Here is a 20,059-nt window from a genome sequence, read left to right as displayed (position 1 = left end):
GGCTCATGGCTTTTGGCTTGCATCCCCATAGCCTACCGTTCGTCTCTCCATTACTCTTGCGCATCGCTTAACCGCAACAAGGATTCCCGATGCGCTGGATCACCCGCCCCGGCCTGCCAGGCCATCTGCTCGCCCTGGCCGCTGGCGCGCTCACCCCGCTGGCCCTGGCTCCGTTCGGCTACTGGCCGCTGGCGCTGCTGTCCCTCGCCCTGTTCTACCTCGGCCTGCGCGGCACCACCGCCGGCTCCGCCCTGTGGCGCGGCTGGTGGTACGGCTTCGGCGCGTTCATCGCCGGCACCAGCTGGATATACTTCAGCATCCACGACTTCGGTGGCGCCTCAGGGCCCCTGGCCGCCTTCCTGGTGATCGGCTTCAGTGCTGGCGTTGCCTTCTTCTTCTCCCTGCCCGCCTGGGCCTGGGCGCGCCTGTTCCGCCGCAACAACGCGCCAGTCAGCGACGCGCTGGCCTTCGCCGCGCTATGGGTGGTGCTGGAGCTGTTCCGCAGCTGGTTCCTCACCGGTTTCCCCTGGCTCTACGCCGGCTACAGCCAGCTGCAAGGCCCGCTGGCAGGGCTCGCGCCCATCGGCGGCGTGTGGCTGGTGTCGTTCAGCATCGCCCTCACCGGCGCGCTGATCATCAACATCCCAGCACTCACCCAGCGCCCCGCACGCCTAGTCGCCGGCCTGATCCTGCTGATCGCCCCCTGGGCCGTCGGCATTGCCTACAAGGGCCACGCCTGGACCACCCCGGCCGGCGCCCCTCTGAAGGTCGCCGCCCTACAGGGCAACATCGCCCAGGAAATGAAGTGGGATCCGAAGGCCGTAACCCATCAGCTGGAGCTGTACCGCGACCTGACCGCCGAGCAGAACGGCTTCGACCTGATCATCTGGCCGGAAACCGCCGTGCCCGTGCTCAAGGACCAGGCCACCGGCTACCTGGCAATGATCAACGAAGTTGCCACCGCCAAGAAGGCCGCGCTCATCACCGGCGTGCCCGTACGCCAGAAGGCGGCCGAGGGCGTGCGCTACTACAACGGCATCACCGTGGTTGGCGACGGCAGCGGCGACTACCTCAAGCAGAAGCTGGTGCCCTTCGGCGAATACGTGCCCCTGCAGGACCTGCTGCGCGGCCTGATCGCCTTCTTCGACCTGCCGATGTCCGACTTCGCCCGTGGGCCGGCCGACCAGCCGCTGCTCAAGGCCAAGGGTTACAGCATCGCGCCCTACATCTGCTACGAAGTGGTCTATCCGGAGTTCGCCGCTGAACTGGCGGCGCAGAGCCAGCTGCTGCTGACCATCAGTAACGACGCCTGGTTCGGCACCTCCATCGGCCCGCTGCAACACCTGCAGATGGCACAGATGCGCGCCCTCGAAGCCGGCCGCTGGATGGTGCGCGGCACCAACAACGGCGTGACCGCGCTGATCGACCCGTTCGGCAAGCTGGCGGTGCAGATCCCGCAGTTCCAGCAAGGCGTGCTGCACGGCGAAGTGGTACCGATGCAGGGCCTGACGCCCTATCTCAAGTGGCGCGTCTGGCCGCTGGTGATCCTGGGTTCGGTGCTGCTGGTATGGGCACTGGTGCGGCGGAAGACGCATCCGGAAGAGCGCCGCCTGTTCCGCTGACCGCACAAAGAAAGGGCCTCGTGAGAGGCCCTTTTCCTTAGTGAAGTCAGAAGCTCACCCGAACGCAGGGCGAACAACCGTTCGCGGTTGTTCGCCGATACACCCGGCCCCTCGACCGGCTCCGTGGCTGAGCCCGGAGCGATCTGAAACCAAGGCCAATCGGCGTGCCCTACCGATAAAACACCCGGTAACCCACCAACCCGATCGCCTCGTTGAGCAACTGCTCGCTCTGCCAGATGGCGCGCCCTTCCGGCAGCCAGCCGCCCAGCGGCCGGGCGTTGTCCACGCCGATATAGCCAACCGGCGCCGGAACCACCTCGAAACCCGCCTTCTCGAAGCTCCACATCGCGCGCGGCATGTGCGCCGCCTGGGTCACCAGAACCACGCGCCGGATGCCGGCCTCCCGCAGGATAGGCGCGCTGAGCTGGGCATTCTCCCAGGTCGTGCGGCTCGCCCCTTCCTGCCAACGCACCTCGACGCCGTAGTCGTCGCTCAGGCTGCGGGCCATGATGTCGGCCTCCGTGGGCGGCGTGCCGTAGTGCAGGCCGCCAGAAGTCAGCACCGGCAAGCCGCTGGCCTTGGCCAGGCGGGCGGCGTAGCGCAACCGTTCGCGGGCCATCAGGCCGGGCTGGTCCTCGTCCCAGGCGCGGTCGCCGCGCACCCGGCCGGCCCCCAGCACCACGATGGCGTCGGCGCGCTGCGCCAGCCCCGCCCAGTCCGCCTGTTTCAGCGGCGCCTGCTGCTCCAGCTGGCGCGCGCCCCACTCCACGGTCACCGGCAGGCTCATCGCCAACAGGCCAAGAAAGCCGGTGAAGAAGCACAGGACCGAGAAACGGGGAAAACGTCGGCGCAGGACAAAGGCCAGGAGCAGCAGCAGAAGCAGCAGTCCTGGCGGCATCAGAATCTGTTTGAGAACGTAGCGAAGCGGCATTGGCGACTCCTTGTCGAGCGCCAAGCCTAACGGATCACCGCGCGATCAGCGCGCCTTTGCGTTGCGGAACAACTGGGAACCGCAGGACGTGCAAGGCAGCACGCCCTGGCTACGACTCCAGGCCACCGGCGTGCCGCACAACGCGCATTGCAGCTGCTGCGGATGCGGACGCCCTATCAGCCGTGGGCGGCTGCTGGGCGGCGTGACGTGGCGCGGCGGGCGGGATGTCCGTGCCGGACCCTGTTCCAGTAGCGCCAACTCCTCTGCGGCGGCATGCCAGCCGCGCAGCCAGTTCACATCCTGATCGAGATAGGCACGGATCAGCTGCATTTCCGCACTGCTCAGGCCGCGCAGCTCCAGCTCGACCGGGCATTCGTCTCGTAAACGTTCAGCGGTATCGGCCTCATCCAGAGCCAGCGCCAGTCGTTGCAACAACCGTTCATACAGACCGGAACCCGAAGCACTTGCGCGATGCAACTCAGCCATCAGTCACCTCAAGACAGGCGGAAACCTCCCGCCCTCAGCCAAAGCTTAGCGGCCCACCCTGCGCCACACCGAGCGTGCGACAAACGGCGCGGGCTACCGGCTCGGGTGGGGGTCATGTATGCTACGAGGCTTTCTGTAGCCACCCGGCCCATGTCTTCTCAGGGGTCGGTGAGCGGAGGGCCACTCGACCTCCCCGGCCGCACACTTCTTTTCCGTACAGGTTCAAATCGCGCCATGCACGAGCAATATCAGCCTCTCGAGATCGAATCCCAGGCCCAGAAGTTCTGGAACGAACACAACTCCTTCCGCGTCGACGAAGTCGCCGGCAAGGAGAAGTTCTACTGCCTGTCGATGTTCCCGTATCCGAGCGGCAAGCTACACATGGGGCACGTGCGCAACTACACCATCGGTGACGTGATCAGCCGCTATCACCGTATGCAGGGCAAGAACGTCCTGCAGCCGATGGGCTGGGACGCGTTCGGCATGCCGGCGGAAAACGCCGCGATGAAGAACAACGTCGCGCCGGCGGCCTGGACCTACGACAACATCGCCTACATGAAGTCCCAGCTCAACAGCCTGGGTCTGGCGATCGACTGGTCCCGCGAAGTCACCACCTGCAAGCCGGACTACTACCGCTGGGAACAGTGGCTGTTCACCCGCCTGTTCGAGAAAGGCGTGATCTACCGCAAGAACGGCACCGTGAACTGGGACCCGGTGGACCAGACCGTGCTGGCCAACGAGCAGGTCATCGACGGCCGTGGCTGGCGTTCGGGCGCGCTGATCGAGAAGCGCGAAATCCCGATGTACTACTTCAAGATCACCGCTTACGCCGAAGAGCTGCTGGAAAGCCTCGACCACCTGCCGGGCTGGCCGGAACAGGTCAAGACCATGCAGCGCAACTGGATCGGCAAGTCCCGCGGCATGGAGATCGCCTTCCCCTATGACCAGGCTTCCATCGGCGAAGCCGGCCAGATGAAGGTCTTCACCACCCGTCCGGACACCCTGATGGGCGCCACCTACGTCGCCGTGGCCGCCGAGCACCACCTGGCCACCCTCGCCGCCCAGCGCGATCCGTCGCTGCAGGCGTTCATCGACGAGTGCAAGCGCGGCGGCGTCGCCGAAGCCGACATCGCCACCCAGGAGAAGAAAGGCGTCGCCACTTCCCTGTTCGTCGAGCACCCGCTGACCGGCGAGAAGCTGCCGGTCTGGATCGCCAACTACGTCCTGATGACCTACGGCGAAGGCGCCGTGATGGCCGTGCCGGGCCACGACGAGCGCGACTTCGAATTCGCCAACAAGTACGCCCTGCCGATCAAGCAGGTGATCGCCCAGGTTGGCGCCGACAATGATTTCGAGCCGACCGTCTGGAAAGAGTGGTACGGCCTGAAGGACGACACCGTCGTCACTGTCAACTCTGGCAAGTACGACAGCCTCGGCTACCAGGCCGCATTCGACGCCATCGGCGCCGACCTCGCCGCCAAGGGCCTGGGCCAGGCGCGCACCCAGTTCCGCCTGCGCGACTGGGGCATCAGCCGCCAGCGCTACTGGGGCTGCCCGATCCCGATCATCCACTGCGACGCCTGCGGCGACGTACCGGTCCCGGCCGACCAGCTGCCGGTCGTCCTGCCTGAAGACGTGGTGCCGGACGGCGCCGGCTCGCCCCTGGCCAAGATGCCCGAGTTCTACTCCTGCAGCTGCCCGAAATGTGGCCAGCCGGCCAAGCGCGAAACCGACACCATGGACACCTTCGTCGAGTCGTCCTGGTACTTCGCCCGCTACGCCTGCCCGCAGTTCGAAGACGGCATGCTGGACAAGAAGGCCGCGAACTACTGGCTGCCGGTTGACCAGTACATCGGCGGCATCGAGCACGCCATCCTCCACCTGCTCTACGCGCGCTTCTTCCACAAGCTGATGCGCGACGAAGGCCTGATCGACTCCGACGAGCCGTTCAAGAACCTGCTGACCCAGGGCATGGTCGTCGCCGAGACCTACTACCGCACCAACCCGAACGGCAGCAAGGACTGGTTCAACCCGGCCGACGTGGAAGTCGAGCGTGACGCCAAGGCCAAGGTCATCGGCGCGCGCCTGAAGACCGACGGCCAGCCGGTGGAAATCGGCGGCACCGAGAAGATGTCCAAGTCCAAGAACAACGGCGTGGACCCGCAGGCCATGATCGACGCCTATGGCGCCGACACCTGCCGCCTGTTCATGATGTTCGCCTCGCCGCCGGACATGAGCCTGGAGTGGTCCGACTCCGGCGTCGAAGGCGCGAGCCGCTTCCTGCGCCGCGTCTGGCGCCTGGCCCAGGCCCACGTCAACGCAGGCCCCGCCGGCGCCGTAGACAAATCCGTCCTGGACGACGCGCAGAAGGCCATCCACCGCTCCATCCACCTAGCCATCCGCCAGGCCAGCCAGGACGTGGGCCAGAACCACAAGTTCAACACCGCCATCGCCGCCGTGATGACCCTGATGAACGTACTGGAAAAGGCCCCCACCGCCACCGACGCCGACCGCGCTCTGCTGCAGGAAGGCCTGGAAAGCGTCACCCTGCTGCTCGCCCCGATCACCCCGCACATCTGCCACGTGATCTGGCAGGAGCTGGGCAAGGACGGCGCAGTGATCGACGCCAGCTGGCCGCAGGTCGACGAAGCCGCCCTGGTGCAGGACAGCCTGCAACTGGTGGTGCAGGTCAACGGCAAACTGCGCGGCCACATCGAAGTGCCCGCCAGCGCCAGCCGCGAAGAGGTGGAAGCCTCGGCGCGTGCCAACGAGAACGTACTGCGCTTCACTGACGGCCTGACCATCCGCAAGGTGATCGTGGTTCCGGGTAAGCTGGTCAACATCGTGGCCAACTAACACCAACGCTGGAAAAGACCTATTCGCCCGTGGCACCTTGGCCACGGGCACCCCGGATCAACAGGAGTGAGGGAAGCTTGATGAAACGTATCCTGACCAGCCTCGCGCTGATCGGCCTGGCCAGCGTGCTGACCGCCTGCGGTTTCCACCTGCGCGGCATGGGCGATACGAACTTTGCGCTCAAGGAAGTCGACCTGACCGCCCGCAATGCCTATGGCGAAACGGTCAAGCAGCTCCAGCAAGTGCTCGAAGGCAGCGGCGTGAAAGTCGTCTCCCGCGCGCCTTACCACGTCATCCTCGCGCGCGAAGACGTGACCAATCGTACCGTCAGCTACACCAGCTCGGCACGTAGCGCGGAAAACCAGCTGACCAACACCCTGGACTATGAAATCCGCGGTACCAACAACCTGCTGCTGATGAATGGCCAGGTGCAGGTGCGCAAGGTCTACGTACAGGACGAGAACAACCTGGTCGGCTCCGATCAGGAAGCCGCGCAGATCCGCGAAGAAATGCGCCGCGACCTGGTCCAGCAGATGGCCATGCGCCTGCAGATGATCACCCCGGCCCAGCTGGATGAGCTGCAACGCAAGGCCGATGCCAAGGCCAAGGCCGAAGCGGACGCGCAGAAAGCCGCGGAGGATGCCGCCAAGGCCCAGCCGCAGCAGTCGCCGATCGAATTCCCGAAAGCCGAGTGACAGACAGGGGCCGGACAACCGGCCCCTTTTTCATCATGAAGCTCAATCCCGGACAACTCGCCAAGCACCTACAAGGCAACCTGGCCCCCGTCTATGTGGTCAGCGGCGACGAACCGCTGCTCTGCCAGGAAGCCTGCGACGCCATTCGCGCGGCCTGCCGCCAGCGTGACTTCGGCGAGCGCCAGGTATTCAACGCCGAAGCCAACTTCGACTGGGGCCAGCTGCTCGAAGCCGGCGCCAGCCTCTCGCTGTTCGCTGAAAAGCGCCTGATCGAGCTGCGCCTGCCATCCGGCAAGCCCGGCGACAAGGGCGCGGCTATCCTGCTGGAATACCTGCAACGCCCGCCGGAGGACACCGTCCTGCTGGTCAGCCTGCCCAAGCTCGACGGCAGCACGCAGAAGACCAAGTGGGCCAAGGCACTGATCGATGGCGACGGCGCCCAGTTCATCCAGATCTGGCCGATCGACGTGCACCAGCTGCCGCAGTGGATTCGCCAGCGCCTGTCCCAGGCGGGACTGGCCGCCAGCCAGGAAGCGGTAGACCTGATCGCCGCCCGGGTGGAAGGCAACCTGCTGGCCGCCGCCCAGGAAATCGAAAAGCTCAAGCTGCTGGCCGAAGGTCAGCAGATCGATGCCGCCACCGTCCAGGCGGCGGTGGCCGATAGTGCGCGCTTCGACGTCTTCGGCCTGATCGATGCAGCCCTCGGCGGCGAAGCGGCACATTGCTTGCGCATGCTCGAGGGCCTGCGCGGCGAGGGCGTGGAGCCCCCGGTGATTCTCTGGGCCCTGGCCCGGGAAATCCGCGTGCTCGCGGCCCTGGCGCAACAATTCAGCCAGGGTGTGCCGCTGGACAAGGCCTTCAGCCAGGCCCGCCCCCCCATCTGGGACAAACGCCGCCCACTGATGACCCGCGCCCTGCAGCGCCACACCGGCAGCCGCTGGAACCAGATGCTGCAGGATGCTCAGCTGATCGATGCGCAGATCAAGGGGCAGGCACAGGGCGATCCCTGGAGCGGTCTCGCCCGCCTCGCGCTGCTGGTCGCCGGACAGCGCATCAGCCTGCCATCGGCCTGATATCCGGTCTACGACGGGTTCGCGAGCAAGCTCACTTCTAAAGGAATGCGTACAGGCTCATCGTAGGAGCGAGCTTGCTCGCACCGCCCATCCATCAAGAATGTACCAGCGGCGCCCGACGCGACTCCCCGCCCCGATCCAGCGCCACTCCCCGTGTATCGCGCCCGGTGCTGATCAGCATGCAGATCAACACCGCCACGACTCCGGCCACAATGGCCATTGCCGTGCCATAGCTGTAGCTCTTTGCAATCTCCGCCTGCAGCGGGGCGTTCACCGAAGCGACCAGATTGCCTAGTTGGTAGACGAACCCCGGCAATACTGCCCGCGTACCCACCGGAGCGAGCTCGTTGAGGTACGCGGGAATCACACCCCAAGCTCCCTGCACCATGAACTGCATGAGGAAGGCGCCCAGACCCAGCGCCACCGCGCCATGGCTGAAGGCCCACAGCGGCAGGACTGGCAGCGCCAGCAGCGAGCCACAGATGATCGCCTTCTTCCGCCCGATACGCTCGGACAGGCTGCCAAACAGGATACCGCCCAGGATTGCAGCGATGTTATAGGCCACCGCGATCAGGCTGACCGTGTGCGGATCGAACCCGTGCTGCACCTTCAGGAAGGTCGGGTACAAGTCTTGGGTGCCATGGCTGAAGAAGTTGAAGCACGCCATCAGCAGCACCGCGTACAGGCACAGCTTCCATTGCTTGCGCAGTACCGGCCACAACGGCGTCGACTCCTTGCGCTCACGCGCCGCCTGCCAGATTGGTGACTCCGGCACCTTGAACCAAATGAACGCTACCAGCACCACCGGCAGACAGCCGAGAATGAACATCCCGCGCCACCCCAGGACTACGAAGAACAGACCGTAGACGATCGAGGCAATCAGGTAGCCGGCCGGGTAACCGGCCTGGAACAACCCTGACACCATGCCGCGGGAGCGCTCTGGGATGGTCTCCATCGCCAGTGACGACGCCACGCCCCAGATCCCCCCCATCGCCACGCCGTAAACCACGCGCAGGATGAGGAAAGTCGTCAGGTTTGGTGAGAAAGCCGAAGCCAACTCCAGCAGCGAGTAGATCAGGATGTTGATCATCAGCACCGGCCGTCGGCCGTATCGCTCGGCGGAGCGGCCGAATAGCAGCGCGCCGATAGGCCGCACCGCCAGGGTCAGCAGGATCGCCAGCGAGACCTGCGGCAGATCGACGTGAAAGGTCTGGGCGATGTCGGTGAGAACGAAGACCAGCAGGAAGAAATCGAAAGCATCCAGCGTCCAGGCGAGCACCGAAGCGATCACCACATTGCGCTGGGTCGGGGACCATTGCTGCATGAGACATCTCCAGCCGATGGCGAGGCAGTCCCTGCGCGCCGTGGCGATAGTTGGCTAGCTATTAACCTAGCTCAGCCCTTGGCTCGCCCATAGCCGTGCGCCCGAAAAGGACTGTTACAACGTTGGCGACAATCCCACAGCCTCCTTCGCCATGCGCTCGCTGTTGCCTGCACAGCAAACGCCTGGAGTTTTTCGTTTCCAGCCGATGCCCCCGAATCGCCCCCGTAGTGCGCTAAGCCGGCCGGCCAATCAGCGTCATTCCCATTCCCGCACCTGCCGAACCTCCACGCAGCCCAGTCGCCCTGGCGGAATCTTCGCAGCGATGCGCTGGGCCTCTTCCATATCGGTAGCCTCGATCAGGTAAAAGCCGCCGAGCTGTTCCTTGGTCTCCGCGAAGGGACCGTCAGTGATTGCCAGCCGCTCGCCCTGACCGCGCAGGGTCCGGCCCGTGGGCGTGGGTAGCAGCGCGTTGGCGGCGATGTAGTTGCCGCTGCGTCGCAATTGCTCGCTGTAGGTCATGCATTCATCGACGATGCCGCGCAGCTCGGCCTCCGGCAATTCAGCCGCCTTGCGCTCGTCGAAGTAGATCATGCAGAGAAACTTCATCGCCCTTGTCCTCGTTCTTGTCCATTACGTCAAAAGGTACGCCGCTGCCAGAGTAGCCCCAAATGCCACCTGCCGGCCTTGGTCTGCCCATCGACTGACCAAAGGCGTTGGACATACGTGCCAAATAGGCAGAACATTCGCGCGCCGGCAAGAGGCCGGTCTCGATGAGGACATCATGATGGCAAAGCACTCCAAACGGCCGAACAAGGCCAAATCCCTGGTCGCGCAACCGCTGTTCCGCAGCCGCCAGGAAAAGCCCCTCAAAGGCAAAGGCAGCTACCGCCGCGAAGCCTCCCACAATTGGGAGGCTTCTTCGCTTCTGGCGGCCTGAAAACGTCAGAAAACCTGAACCCTCCGCACCCTTTAGCTTTCAACCGGACAGCCAAGCCAAGGAGGTCCGCACATGAAAGCGCCCCTGATCGTCGCCATCCTCGCCCTACCCTTCAGCCTATCCGCCCATGCGTTCTGCTCCGATCAGGAAGCCGAAGCCAAGGGCAGGCAAGTCGCCGCCAAGGTCACCGAAGTCACCCGCAGCGATCCCCAGCGTGCGCAGAAGCTCAACGAAAAACTCGCGGAAATGAAGAAATCTCGCTCCAGCGAGCAACGCCCGGACGACTGCGCCGCCTATGACGATATGCTCAAGGAACTGGACCAGAGTGCGCCCAAGGTCGATCAGGAAAACGGAACCCAGCCCAAGCAATAGCGGCTTGGCCACCCCCGTGCCGCCCGGCGGGCACTGCGCGACCTCGGGAATTTTCCTTTACCGTTGCCATCGAAGCCTGCAGACCCGTTGCTTCTGCCCAGCGCAGACGCTTCACAGTGGCCATGCTATGGTGGCCGCTCCCCTGCCAGTACTCGAGGAGAGCAATGCGCAAGCCCGTTCCATCTGTTGTCGGCCAACGCTGCCTGCTCGTCGCCGCTCTGTCCCTGGCCACCTTCGGCCTGCTGTCATCCTGTGCCGAGGCGCCACCCCAAGGCACGCCTGGCACCCCATCCGCCACGCAACCGACACAAAGCTTCGCCCAGTGGCGCGACGATTTCCGCAGCCAGGCCATGGCCGCCGGCATCAGCGCCCACACCTTCGATACGGCCTTCGCTGGCATCGAGCCGGATGATTCCGTGATTACCGCCGACCGCAGCCAGCCCGAGTTCACCCGCCCGATCTGGCAATACCTGGAAGGTGCCGTTTCAGCGGCGCGGGTGCGTAACGGCCAGGACCGGCTTCTGCAGAACACCGATGCGCTACAACGCATCGACAGCACCTACGGTGTCGACCGCGAAGCGGTAATGGCCATCTGGGGCATGGAGAGCAACTTCGGCCAGCAGATGGGCAGCAAGAACGTGATCCGCTCGCTGGCCACCCTGGCCTACGAAGGTCGCCGCCCGGAATTCGGCCGCGACCAGCTGATCGCCGCCCTGCAGATTCTCCAGCACGGCGACGTGCCGGCGAGCAACATGATTGGCTCCTGGGCCGGCGCAATGGGCCAGACCCAGTTCATCCCCACCACCTACAACCGCTACGCGGTGGATTTCGACGGGGACGGCCGACGCGACATCTGGGGCTCATCCAGCGACGCCCTGGCTTCGACTGCTAACTACCTGCACGCTTCGGGCTGGCAGCGTGGCCAGACCTGGGGCTTCGAAGTAAGCCTGCCCCAAGGCTTCGACTACGCCGAAGCGGACATGGGCATCCGCAAACCCATCGCCGAATGGCAGCGCCTGGGAGTGCGGCCAGTGAGCGCCAATCAGCCCATCGCGGCCACCAACGCCTCGCTGCTACTGCCGGCAGGCCATCGCGGCCCGGCCTTCCTGGTCACGGACAATTTCCGCGCCATCCTCAAGTACAACAATTCAACCTCCTACGCCCTGGCTGTCGGTCTGCTGGCTGACAGCTTCAAGGGCGGCGGACAGTTGGCGGGACAATGGCCAGTCGATGAGGCGCCACTCAGCCGGAGCGAGCGTATCGAACTTCAACAGAAGCTGATGGATCGCGGCTTCAACCCCGGTTCCGTAGACGGCATTATCGGCGCCAATACCCGGCAGGCGATTCGCGCCTTCCAGAAAACCATCAGTTGGCCGGCAGACGGTTATCCGACCCAAGCACTGCTGGACCGTCTGCGCGATTGAAAGGCGCAGAAAAAGGGCCCTGAAAGGGCCCTTTTTCACCTGGCTTATCGACGCACGCCGATAGGTCAATTGTACGTAAGGTACAGGTAGGTAAATGTCGAGAGATCCCCGCCAGTCACCGGCAGCGCCTTGGCATAGTACTTGGCTACATAGGTGAACGTCTGGCTGGTGGTAGTGAAGCTGACGCCCGGATCGTTCACCAGGTTGATGGCGGTAGTGCCATCACTCTTGAACAACTGAATCTGTGCACTGGTGCCGCTCGAGTTGGTGTTCTTCAGCGTACCGGCAGCGGCATCGACGTTCACGGCCGCGTCCCACTTCATTGTGGTGGTGGCCGTCGGGCAGTTGGTCAATACGATATCGAACGACTTCTGATTCTTGCTCAGCGCGCCCACTGCCGCAAAATCACTGCTCATGACCGAACTCAGCGGTACGTTGATCTGAGTCGGGGCGCTTCCAGTGCCTGCGATAGTGCAAGTTCCGTCGATAACCTTACCAGTAATATTGATTTGCGCGTCCGGTATTGCCGCGTATACGTTGGCGGCGCAGGAAAATATCCCAGCAGCAGCAAGAATTTTTTTCATATCAACCTCACCTTTCTTGAATTTTACGTATTAAAGATAAAGCATCGTCAATTGGACAAGCCCGACCACTTGCCCGGGCGTTACTTGCGCCGCAGTACCAGTTCTGTAATAAGCCACATTCAGGTTGATCGGCAACATTGAGTTTCCGCTGGTCGGACTGTAGCCCGCCAACGTATAGCTGGAGTCTGCAAACCTGATCGGGTTGGTTCCGGTACTATCGGTGATCCTAATTCCCACTCCACCAGCCATTCCTGGGCCGGATTGGTTGCTGAAAGTACCGTTTGTAGAACTGATGATGCTCGCTCCAATGGGCTCCAGTTCGTAGCGAATAACATTCATGCCCGATGGGCAATTCTTGACCTGGATCTGTAGCGGCTTCTTCTTAACCTCTGTCGTCGAGGCGTAGTCCCACACATACGAGTCGGCCAATTGCAGATCCACAGAGTCCACTTGGCACATCAGTACGTTGAACTGTACCGGAGATGTCATAAATTGTTTTGGGCCGCCTTGCGCCCCATAACTTCCATCCACATAAACCACCGCACGTGTTAACTCGCCGCCAACGAGCATCCCCGCAGTGATTTGTCCATATTGAACGAGACGAATCTGTACTTGGCCACCGTTGGTTATAGCTCCATCAGCGTTACAGGCGTTATATCCATAGGGATACGTACTTGAAACCAGCCCATTCCAGCCAGCCCACCCGCAACCATTCGCATAGACATTATATTTAAGTACAAAGCCAACCCCATCCTTGCTGGTTTTCCAGACTGTGTACGTACCGCTGCCATCCGAGTAGGAAGCATTTGCGCTGGCAGGCTTAAAAACAGCAGAACCGGTATTAGAGTTATTAGAAGTATTACAATTCCACCAGTTTGTAGCGGATGGGCCCGCAACCCAACCGGTAAGGGCCGTCACTTGTGTACTATCACGAGGCACGGAGATTGCCGATGGAAAATTGAACGTATCCGGTGCTGGATTGCCACTACAGGTGGCTGCAGCCACTGCCTTGCCCGACATGAGAGCCACAATCGAACAGACAAGGATTACCCGCAGCAGCGTATCGCTGAACCACCACCTCTTCCCATATATCTCATGCAAACCCATTGAACACCTACTTCCGAATTAACAATTCAGACAATTACGATCAGTAATTAGCGCCCGGCAACTTTAGGTGCATCCAGAATCGCCCGGCAGGTCGAACTCACCTTCATGAAGGGGAGCTTGTCATCGCTCTGAGCTGGCAACGAGTAATCGATCTGGCAAGTTTGCCCGGAGCCATCCCCCCACTTGACGAACAAACGGCCCTTCGGCTCCAGGCCCCGCAGGAATATCCTGCCGCCTTGACCAACCATGGACAGATTGTTGCCTTTCGCATCCAACACTTCGGCGCCCATGGGGATGGCCTCCCCACTATCCCGCACCACCTGCATGAGGACAGGGGCACCGGTGATGGTGGAATACTTCAGCATGACCACCGAGCCATAGCGCGGCGCTGTCTGCTGGGAGGTCACCTCAAGCTCAACATCCTTGGAAGTACCCTTAGGATCCAAGTCAATGTCATTACGACGGTAGGGTGTCAGCCCGCCAACGACGGCATAGCCGTTTTTGGCAACCTTGGCACCGACGTTGGTGCTGATGGACGCACCTTCAGCCCCCTTGGCCTCGACCACGGCCATGGTTTCGCTCTGGTTCTGCGAGAAGTTGATGCCACCAGGGTGTGCGACGACCGATCCGCGAGCGCCAAGTCCTACTTGCTTGTATCCGTCACCTGTACTGAAGTTGGCGTTGTAAATAGCTTCCGGCGCGCTGTAGGAAATGTTTGCGCCGCTGTTGTAGGTGCGGTCGCCGTCATACTTGTTACCGGACCCGTAAACACCGTAGGCAATCTGGTTGTCGTCACCTGCCGAGCCGTTCAGGCTGGTCTGAATGCTGTTGTTCTTGCCGTTGGTAAAGTTGACGTTACTCGTCAGCGACATCGGATGGCGATTACCCAAACCAATGGGAACGGTCACACTCAGCATATAGGTGTTGTCGTATTCACCGTCCTGGTTGCTGGTACGTGAGGCCGATAGCGACATCGATCCCCAGTTAAAGCCCGTGTTGACGCCACCCTGGAAACTGGCATCACTGCTGCCCTTGTTCCAGTAGTTCTGCTTCGAACCACTGAAGTACAAGGAGCTGCGATCCGTAAGCGGCTGGTTGATACCTAGCTGATAACGGTTACGCTGGCGATACAGGTTGTAGTTGTTCTGGTGGTCAGTACCCCAAGCCTGGGCAAAGTCCTGGAAGCTCAGGTAGTTTTCGCTGTTGAAGCGATAGGCAGCGATAGTGAAGTTGGTATTCGTCGGTTCCAGCAGCTTGCTGTAGGTCACGCGGTAGCTCTGGCCGCTCATGTCCTTTTTCAGGCCGTACTGGCTGTCATTCAGGTCTTTGGCCTTGGACTGTGTTACGTCCGCCGCCAGGGCCCCCAGCGAAGTACTCAACGCCAAGCCACCCTGGGCCGCCGCGTAGTCCTCAGCAACGATGCCGCCGGTATAGGCAGTCAAGTAGTTACTGATACCGTACTGGTACGTGCCCTGAGCGAAGTTGGGCTCACGATCCAGGTTGTCATCGCGATACTTGCCCGCCGTTACGCTGTACCGGGATATACCTGGGCGGACGAGCTGGTTGATCGACGCGAACGGCACCAGGAACGATTTCACGCGTCCATCGGCCTCGGTGATTTCCACCGTCAGGTCGCCGGAATATCCCGTGTTGTAAAGGTCGTTGATCTCGAACGGACCGGGAGCGACGCTGGTTTCATAAATGACGTTGTCGCCCTGCTTTACCCGCACCCGCGCATTGGTATCCGCCACGCCACGGATGTTGGGCGCGAAGCCCCGCTGAGAATCCGGCAACATGCGATCGTCGCTGGCGAGCTGCACGCCGGTGTAGGGCACGGAGTCGAACACGGCACTGTCGGTGTAATACTGACCGGCGGTGAACTGCGCCTTCAACGGTGTAACGTCACGTTGGACGTAGGTACTGATGGAGTTGTAGTTGCTTGTGGTCTTGCTTTTATCCGTTTCGTTGCGACTGTAACTACCGTTATAGCGGGCACGCCATTCGCCCAGGTTCACACCCGCGTTGATGCCCGCGTAATAGTTGGTCGAGTCGGAACCCTGGCTATCGCTCTTGTAGACGTTGGTGTCGTACATGAGGAAGCCGGCGGTTACGCCACTGTCCCACTCTGATGGGTCGACGTAACCGTGGACTTGCCGGCCCAGATACAGTTGCGGCACGGAGATGCTGGCGGAGAGTTCGGAGAGGTCCACATCGAGCTTGCCCGAAGGGACGACCGCATTGAAATCAACGCAGTCACCGGTAATCAACTTCTGCTTTTCTGGCGGAAGCTTGCTGACATCGACGCCCAGTTCGGCGAACTGGGAGCTCTTGATGCAATAGGTCGAGGTGGCGTCCCGGCCGCTACCTTCAGACACCGCGCGTACCGGCATCCGTCCCACCCAGGACTGGTTGACGTAGATGTCCAGGCGATAGACGCCGGGCTCGACGGGTGTCCCTTTCTCGAAACGGGAAACGTCCACGCTCGGCACGCTGCCGCCATGGTCGAAGAAGCTCGGGTTGAATTCAGCGACCTCCAGGGAGCTGGAACTCCGCTTTACGGCAGGCGCGTCATCCGCCAGGGCGGAGGCCACGCCAAAAGCGAGCAAGACTCCGTACAGCAGACAACATCCCATGGCGACAGGGAGCCAAGTCGACCCCATGGCGATCGCTGCCGCCAATGGGGTACGTTGCTGGGTGAAGGGGCCTTGCGTGATATCCATAATCGTTTTCTCTGTTGATCCGTCTTCTTGCGGACGAGCAAGTCCACACCCGGACGAAGGCTGGGTGTGCAGGGTGGAAACGCATTTGGTTCGCTAGGGCCGCCAGCCGGCGCTTGGCTCAACTGGCGGAATCAGGCGGTCAGAGCTTGGCTTCAACCTTCTGCGGGGAACCCCAGTCGTTCACCCATTGGTAGTCGACTTGGGTTCCAGCACCGGGTGCGGTATTCAGCCCTTGAACCGGGAAGGTCTCGCTGGCACCGGGAGCGACCATCTTCACGTCCTCAGGCTTGACCTGATACGACCTGCCATTGGTCTGCACAGTGATGGTCGAGAGCGAGACGTGGAAGGCACCGCCGTTCGTGGCGCGCACGGCATAGCCGCCGCCTGTCTGGACCACTGACCATTTCAGGCCCTGGGCCGATTCAGCCGGGGAGCCGGGTAGGCCGTCAGGGCGATAGAAGATCTTGAGGCGCGAACGGACTGCCACCTGGAGGAAGTTGGCTTCCTTGTCCTTGGGCATGGGCGGAACGTCGAGCACGTTCAGCCAGAAAACGGTTTCCTGCTTCTTGGAAGCAGCGTCATCGCCGGTGTAGACCAGGCGCAGCGCCTGCCCTTTCTTCGGCTCCACCCGGGTAATGGGTGGCGTGATGAGGAACGGGCCATCGGCCTTGTCGGGCGTCAGCTTGGAATTGCCTTTGTCGACCCAGGCTTGAACGAGTGACGGCTCTTCTGCGTTATTGGTCATCTTGACCGTCACTTCTCTGTCCTTGGCGGGGTAAACAACGCGGGAGCCAGTGATCACGATGCCAGCACTGACCATGCTGGACCACAGGACGACTGCGCCCATGCAGCCGGCAAACCACAGGGATCTGGAAGAGAGCTTGAACATCACACACCAACCTTTGAGAAGGGACGTCGGGAGCGAAGCGCTCCCGACGGGTATTGCAGCCACCCGATGCGGCACAGCGGCCGCACGACCTTAGTAGGTCAGGGTGATGTAGCCGTAGGTGTTGACCAGACCGGTAGTGGCCGGCAGCACGTTGGCGTAGTACTGGCCGTAGTAGCTCACGGTGGCGCTGTTGGAAGCGTCCAGCGTCACTGGGAAGCCAGCGTCGTTGTTCAGGTCGATCACCTGCTGGTCCTGGTTCAGAACCTGGACCTGGACGTTGGAACCGCCAGTGGACAGGTTCTTCAGGGCGCCAGTGGTCAGGTCAACGTTCGGCAGCGGCTCCCAACGCAGAGTCGGGGCAGCGGTGCAGTCGGTCAGGGTCAGGTCGAACTTCTTCGCGCCGGAAACTCGGGAGTTGACAGAGAAGGAGGTCGCACCGACCTTCGGCAGGGTGACAGCGACGTCGACCATCGGGTCGGAACCATTGATCTTGCAGGTCTGGTCAACCACTTCGCCGTCGAAGGTGACTTTGACGTCAGCGGCGTAAGCACTGATGGAAGCAGCGGAGACCAGGGCAGCTACGAGCAGCTTTTTCATTTGAATTTCTCAGCAGTGTTCTGGGAGGCCGGGGGTGCTCCTTCCAGGGAGTCGAGCCACATCGTTGTTCCCCCGTGGCACATGTCGCTCCCCGTTGGATGGGGGCTCGCGACACGGGCCATTTTCCGGACTGGAGAACCTGGGCGATGTCGGCTCACTCTTCATGGCCTATCAGAATTTTCTTGTTCGAAGCGAATCGAGCTGAAATTCAAAGATTTCAGTATTTCCGGGGGCATTGATGATTAGCGATGGCCTCGCGTGATATGAACCGTTATGTGGAGGGGCGAAGCGCGGCGGGCAGTTCAGCGATGCCGATGCTGGGCTGAGATAAAACAAAAGGCCGCGTCCCTGGCGGGAGGCGGCCTTGTTTGGAACAGGCTCGATCAGCCGATCTTGTGCCCGTGCGCCTGCTGGTCGGCATGGTACGAGGAACGCACCAGCGGGCCGGAAGCGACGTTCTTGAAGCCCATCTTCGCGCCTTCCTCGGCGAACCAGGCGAAGGTATCCGGGTGGACGAAGCGCTGCACCGGCAGGTGGTTGCGCGAGGGCTGCAGGTACTGGCCGAGGGTGAGCATGTCGATGTCGTGCTCACGCATACGCTGCATGACTTCGATGACTTCCTCGTCGGTTTCGCCCAGGCCGAGCATCAGGCCGGACTTGGTCGGTACGTGGGGGACCATCTGCTTGAACTTCTGCAGCAGGTCCAGCGACCACTCGAAGTCGGACCCCGGACGGGAGGACTTGTACAGGCGCGGCACGGTTTCCAGGTTGTGGTTGAACACATCCGGCGGCTCGTTGGCGGTGATTTCCAGGGCGATATCCATGCGGCCGCGGTAGTCCGGGACCAGGGTTTCCAGCTGGATGCCCGGGGACAGCTTGCGGATCTCGCGCAGGCAGTCGGCGAAGTGCTGGGCGCCGCCGTCACGCAGGTCGTCGCGGTCCACCGAGGTGATCACCACGTATTTCAGGCGCAGGTCGGCGATGGCGATGGCGAGGTTCTTCGGCTCGTCGACGTCCAGCGGCTTCGGCCGGCCGTGGCCGACGTCGCAGAAGGGGCAGCGTCGAGTGCAGATGTCGCCCATGATCATGAAGGTGGCGGTGCCGCCGGAGAAGCACTCGCCGAGGTTCGGGCAGGAGGCTTCCTCGCAGACGCTGTGCAGCTTGTGCTTGCGCAGCAGTTGCTTGATACGGTCGACCTCGGGGGAAACGGGGATGCGCACGCGAATCCAGTCGGGCTTCTTCGGCAGTTCCTCGGTGGGGATGATCTTCACCGGAATGCGCGCGACCTTTTCCGCGCCGCGCAGCTTCACGCCGACTTCCACCTTGCCCGGCTTGGCGGCCGGGGCAGCCTGACCTGGGTTGTCCACAACAGTGCTCATCTAGGTTCGATCCCGCCCGTTAGGGTCTTCTGTGCTGCGTAGCCAAGGCGCTGGACGAGTTCGCCACGCAGGCGCTCGCGCACATCGGCCAATGCGATGGGGCCCGCCAGCTCTCGCAGCTGGGTCATGGCCATGCCTGCGTAACCGCAGGGATTGATGCGTCGAAAGGGTTCCAGGTCCATGTCCACGTTCAGCGCCAGGCCATGGAAGGAGCGGCCGTTGCGGATGCGCAGGCCGAGGGATGCGATCTTCGCACCGTCGACATAGACGCCCGGAGCATCGGGTTTGGACACAGCGTTCACGCCGTAGCTGTCCAGCAGACCGATGAGGCTCTGTTCGATGCGAGAGACCAGATCGCGCACGCCGATGCCGGAACGGCGCACGTCGAGGAGCAGGTAAGCCACCAATTGGCCGGGGCCGTGGTAGGTGACCTGGCCGCCGCGGTCGACCTGAACGACCGGGATATCGCCGGGGAACAGCACATGTTCGGCCTTGCCGGCCTGCCCCTGGGTGAAGACGCGCTCGTGTTCGAGCAGCCAGACTTCGTCGGGCGTAGCGGGCCCGCGCTCGGCGGTGAAGCGCTGCATGGCGTGCCAGGTCGGCTCGTAGGGCAACATGCCCAACTCACGAAATCCCAGCGTTTCGCCCATCAGAGCACCATGTGGACGCGACCGGTGGCGCGCAGGTCTTTATGGATGTTCTGCAGTTGGTCGACGCCCGTGGCGGTGATCAACACCTGCACGGACAGGAAGCGGCCGTTGCGGCTGTCACGGGTGACCAGGGTGGTGACGTCGAGGTCAGGCGCGTGGCGCTGGATGATTTCGACGACCAGGTCGGAGAAGCCTTCGCCGGCATCGCCGATGACCTTGATCGGATAGCGTTCGCAGGGGAACTCGATCTTCGGCGCGGGCTGCTCGTTCCCGGAATTGAGGGGGTCGACGGTATTGGTGGTATCAGTCATGGCACTCGCGGGCGGGTGGCCCGCCTCCGCATGAGCGCCCTGGATGAGGTCGCTCCGGGTGGATCGGACGACGGCTGCCGGGCCACGGGGGGACCGCGCAGT

19 protein-coding genes are annotated in these 20,059 nt (G+C 62.4%); 7 read left to right on the top strand and 12 right to left on the bottom strand.

Annotation, left to right across the window (positions count from 1 at the left end):
- Window positions 1–89 precede the first annotated feature (89 nt).
- Window positions 90–1,622, top strand: a complete 1,533-nt coding sequence (lnt, locus tag SD196_RS03625; protein WP_416311065.1) for an apolipoprotein N-acyltransferase — start codon at window positions 90–92, stop codon at window positions 1,620–1,622.
- Window positions 1,623–1,791: 169 nt separating this feature from the next.
- Here lnt and SD196_RS03620 read toward each other — a convergent pair whose 3' ends face one another.
- Both SD196_RS03620 and SD196_RS03615 read right to left on the bottom strand, forming a co-directional pair.
- On the bottom strand, window positions 1,792–2,553 hold the full coding sequence (locus tag SD196_RS03620) for a YdcF family protein (protein WP_275610069.1): 762 nt from the start codon (window positions 2,551–2,553) through the stop codon (window positions 1,792–1,794).
- 45 nt (window positions 2,554–2,598) lie between these two features.
- Window positions 2,599–3,039 carry a hypothetical protein gene (locus SD196_RS03615; RefSeq protein WP_275610068.1) on the bottom strand — a complete coding sequence of 147 codons (441 nt, stop codon included), beginning with the start codon at window positions 3,037–3,039 and terminating at the stop codon, window positions 2,599–2,601.
- A 234-nt stretch (window positions 3,040–3,273) separates the two neighbouring features.
- Here SD196_RS03615 and leuS point away from each other — a divergent pair, with 234 nt between their 5' ends.
- The 3 genes from leuS (at window position 3,274) to holA (ending at window position 7,663) form a co-directional block, all read left to right on the top strand.
- Window positions 3,274–5,895: a leucine--tRNA ligase gene (gene leuS, locus SD196_RS03610; protein ID WP_370600647.1), complete on the top strand. Its 2,622-nt coding sequence runs from the start codon at window positions 3,274–3,276 to the stop codon at window positions 5,893–5,895.
- An 80-nt stretch (window positions 5,896–5,975) separates the two neighbouring features.
- Window positions 5,976–6,590 (top strand): LPS assembly lipoprotein LptE, encoded by a 615-nt coding sequence (gene lptE / locus SD196_RS03605; RefSeq protein WP_275610066.1) that lies wholly within the window; start codon window positions 5,976–5,978, stop codon window positions 6,588–6,590.
- Window positions 6,591–6,625: 35 nt separating this feature from the next.
- The gene (gene holA / locus SD196_RS03600) at window positions 6,626–7,663 is read left to right on the top strand and encodes a DNA polymerase III subunit delta (RefSeq protein ID WP_275610065.1); all 1,038 of its coding nucleotides are present in this window, start codon (window positions 6,626–6,628) and stop codon (window positions 7,661–7,663) included.
- A 94-nt stretch (window positions 7,664–7,757) separates the two neighbouring features.
- Here the strand turns inward: holA and SD196_RS03595 are convergent, their stop codons facing one another.
- Both SD196_RS03595 and SD196_RS03590 read right to left on the bottom strand, forming a co-directional pair.
- Window positions 7,758–8,987 carry an MFS transporter gene (locus SD196_RS03595; protein WP_416311064.1) on the bottom strand — a complete coding sequence of 410 codons (1,230 nt, stop codon included), beginning with the start codon at window positions 8,985–8,987 and terminating at the stop codon, window positions 7,758–7,760.
- A 255-nt stretch (window positions 8,988–9,242) separates the two neighbouring features.
- A complete protein-coding gene (locus SD196_RS03590) occupies window positions 9,243–9,593 on the bottom strand; it encodes a YciI family protein (RefSeq protein ID WP_275610063.1) in 351 nt (116 codons plus the stop codon).
- Window positions 9,594–9,771: 178 nt separating this feature from the next.
- Between SD196_RS03590 and arfA the strand changes: the two genes are divergently transcribed.
- From arfA to SD196_RS03575, 3 genes are all read left to right on the top strand, one after another.
- Entirely contained in the window at window positions 9,772–9,924 is a 153-nt protein-coding gene (arfA, locus tag SD196_RS03585; RefSeq protein ID WP_275610062.1) for an alternative ribosome rescue factor ArfA, read from the top strand.
- Window positions 9,925–9,996: 72 nt separating this feature from the next.
- The gene (locus tag SD196_RS03580) at window positions 9,997–10,296 is read left to right on the top strand and encodes a hypothetical protein (RefSeq protein WP_275610061.1); all 300 of its coding nucleotides are present in this window, start codon (window positions 9,997–9,999) and stop codon (window positions 10,294–10,296) included.
- Between the two features lie 164 nt (window positions 10,297–10,460).
- Window positions 10,461–11,720 (top strand): lytic murein transglycosylase, encoded by a 1,260-nt coding sequence (locus tag SD196_RS03575; RefSeq protein ID WP_416311063.1) that lies wholly within the window; start codon window positions 10,461–10,463, stop codon window positions 11,718–11,720.
- A gap of 65 nt (window positions 11,721–11,785) precedes the next feature.
- Here the strand turns inward: SD196_RS03575 and SD196_RS03570 are convergent, their stop codons facing one another.
- The 8 genes from SD196_RS03570 to SD196_RS03535 all read right to left on the bottom strand — a co-directional run bounded on the left by SD196_RS03570 (window position 11,786) and on the right by SD196_RS03535 (window position 19,957).
- On the bottom strand, window positions 11,786–12,304 hold the full coding sequence (locus SD196_RS03570; protein WP_275610059.1) for a fimbrial protein: 519 nt from the start codon (window positions 12,302–12,304) through the stop codon (window positions 11,786–11,788).
- Window positions 12,305–12,334: 30 nt separating this feature from the next.
- Window positions 12,335–13,324, bottom strand: coding sequence for a fimbrial protein (locus SD196_RS03565; protein WP_275610058.1), 990 nt, complete (start codon window positions 13,322–13,324; stop codon window positions 12,335–12,337).
- Window positions 13,325–13,458: 134 nt separating this feature from the next.
- A complete protein-coding gene (locus SD196_RS03560) occupies window positions 13,459–16,131 on the bottom strand; it encodes a fimbria/pilus outer membrane usher protein (protein ID WP_275610057.1) in 2,673 nt (890 codons plus the stop codon).
- Window positions 16,132–16,270: 139 nt separating this feature from the next.
- Complete coding sequence (locus SD196_RS03555; protein WP_331318498.1) at window positions 16,271–17,020, bottom strand: molecular chaperone; 750 nt, start codon at window positions 17,018–17,020, stop codon at window positions 16,271–16,273.
- A gap of 90 nt (window positions 17,021–17,110) precedes the next feature.
- Complete coding sequence (locus SD196_RS03550) at window positions 17,111–17,617, bottom strand: fimbrial protein (RefSeq protein WP_331318500.1); 507 nt, start codon at window positions 17,615–17,617, stop codon at window positions 17,111–17,113.
- A gap of 383 nt (window positions 17,618–18,000) precedes the next feature.
- Window positions 18,001–18,996 (bottom strand): lipoyl synthase, encoded by a 996-nt coding sequence (gene lipA, locus SD196_RS03545; protein WP_275610054.1) that lies wholly within the window; start codon window positions 18,994–18,996, stop codon window positions 18,001–18,003.
- Window positions 18,993–19,646 (bottom strand): lipoyl(octanoyl) transferase LipB, encoded by a 654-nt coding sequence (gene lipB / locus SD196_RS03540; protein ID WP_343575375.1) that lies wholly within the window; start codon window positions 19,644–19,646, stop codon window positions 18,993–18,995. Before lipB ends, lipA begins: the two co-directional genes overlap by 4 nt.
- Entirely contained in the window at window positions 19,646–19,957 is a 312-nt protein-coding gene (locus SD196_RS03535; RefSeq protein WP_275610052.1) for a DUF493 domain-containing protein, read from the bottom strand. Before SD196_RS03535 ends, lipB begins: the two co-directional genes overlap by 1 nt.
- Between the last annotated feature and the right edge of the window lie 102 nt (window positions 19,958–20,059).

Origin of the sequence: Pseudomonas macauensis (assembly GCF_047902425.1) — a bacterium.
Taxonomy (GTDB): Bacteria; Pseudomonadota; Gammaproteobacteria; order Pseudomonadales; family Pseudomonadaceae; genus Pseudomonas.
The sequence above is the reverse complement of the archived record's forward strand: the minus strand, read 5'-3'. Positions and strand labels throughout refer to the sequence as shown.

Excerpts from the sequence above, each read along its gene's own strand:
- lnt (WP_416311065.1), top strand. The coding sequence starts at position 90 with ATGCGCTGGATCACCCGCCCCGGCCTGCCAGGCCATCTGCTCGCCCTG.
- SD196_RS03620 (WP_275610069.1), bottom strand. The coding sequence starts at position 2,553 with ATGCCGCTTCGCTACGTTCTCAAACAGATTCTGATGCCGCCAGGACTG.
- SD196_RS03615 (WP_275610068.1), bottom strand. The coding sequence starts at position 3,039 with ATGGCTGAGTTGCATCGCGCAAGTGCTTCGGGTTCCGGTCTGTATGAA.
- leuS (WP_370600647.1), top strand. The coding sequence starts at position 3,274 with ATGCACGAGCAATATCAGCCTCTCGAGATCGAATCCCAGGCCCAGAAG.
- lptE (WP_275610066.1), top strand. The coding sequence starts at position 5,976 with ATGAAACGTATCCTGACCAGCCTCGCGCTGATCGGCCTGGCCAGCGTG.
- holA (WP_275610065.1), top strand. The coding sequence starts at position 6,626 with ATGAAGCTCAATCCCGGACAACTCGCCAAGCACCTACAAGGCAACCTG.
- SD196_RS03595 (WP_416311064.1), bottom strand. The coding sequence starts at position 8,987 with ATGCAGCAATGGTCCCCGACCCAGCGCAATGTGGTGATCGCTTCGGTG.
- SD196_RS03590 (WP_275610063.1), bottom strand. The coding sequence starts at position 9,593 with ATGAAGTTTCTCTGCATGATCTACTTCGACGAGCGCAAGGCGGCTGAA.
- arfA (WP_275610062.1), top strand. The coding sequence starts at position 9,772 with ATGGCAAAGCACTCCAAACGGCCGAACAAGGCCAAATCCCTGGTCGCG.
- SD196_RS03580 (WP_275610061.1), top strand. The coding sequence starts at position 9,997 with ATGAAAGCGCCCCTGATCGTCGCCATCCTCGCCCTACCCTTCAGCCTA.
- SD196_RS03575 (WP_416311063.1), top strand. The coding sequence starts at position 10,461 with ATGCGCAAGCCCGTTCCATCTGTTGTCGGCCAACGCTGCCTGCTCGTC.
- SD196_RS03570 (WP_275610059.1), bottom strand. The coding sequence starts at position 12,304 with ATGAAAAAAATTCTTGCTGCTGCTGGGATATTTTCCTGCGCCGCCAAC.
- SD196_RS03565 (WP_275610058.1), bottom strand. The coding sequence starts at position 13,324 with ATGTCGGGCAAGGCAGTGGCTGCAGCCACCTGTAGTGGCAATCCAGCA.
- SD196_RS03560 (WP_275610057.1), bottom strand. The coding sequence starts at position 16,131 with ATGGATATCACGCAAGGCCCCTTCACCCAGCAACGTACCCCATTGGCG.
- SD196_RS03555 (WP_331318498.1), bottom strand. The coding sequence starts at position 17,020 with ATGTTCAAGCTCTCTTCCAGATCCCTGTGGTTTGCCGGCTGCATGGGC.
- SD196_RS03550 (WP_331318500.1), bottom strand. The coding sequence starts at position 17,617 with ATGAAAAAGCTGCTCGTAGCTGCCCTGGTCTCCGCTGCTTCCATCAGT.
- lipA (WP_275610054.1), bottom strand. The coding sequence starts at position 18,996 with ATGAGCACTGTTGTGGACAACCCAGGTCAGGCTGCCCCGGCCGCCAAG.
- lipB (WP_343575375.1), bottom strand. The coding sequence starts at position 19,646 with ATGGGCGAAACGCTGGGATTTCGTGAGTTGGGCATGTTGCCCTACGAG.
- SD196_RS03535 (WP_275610052.1), bottom strand. The coding sequence starts at position 19,957 with ATGACTGATACCACCAATACCGTCGACCCCCTCAATTCCGGGAACGAG.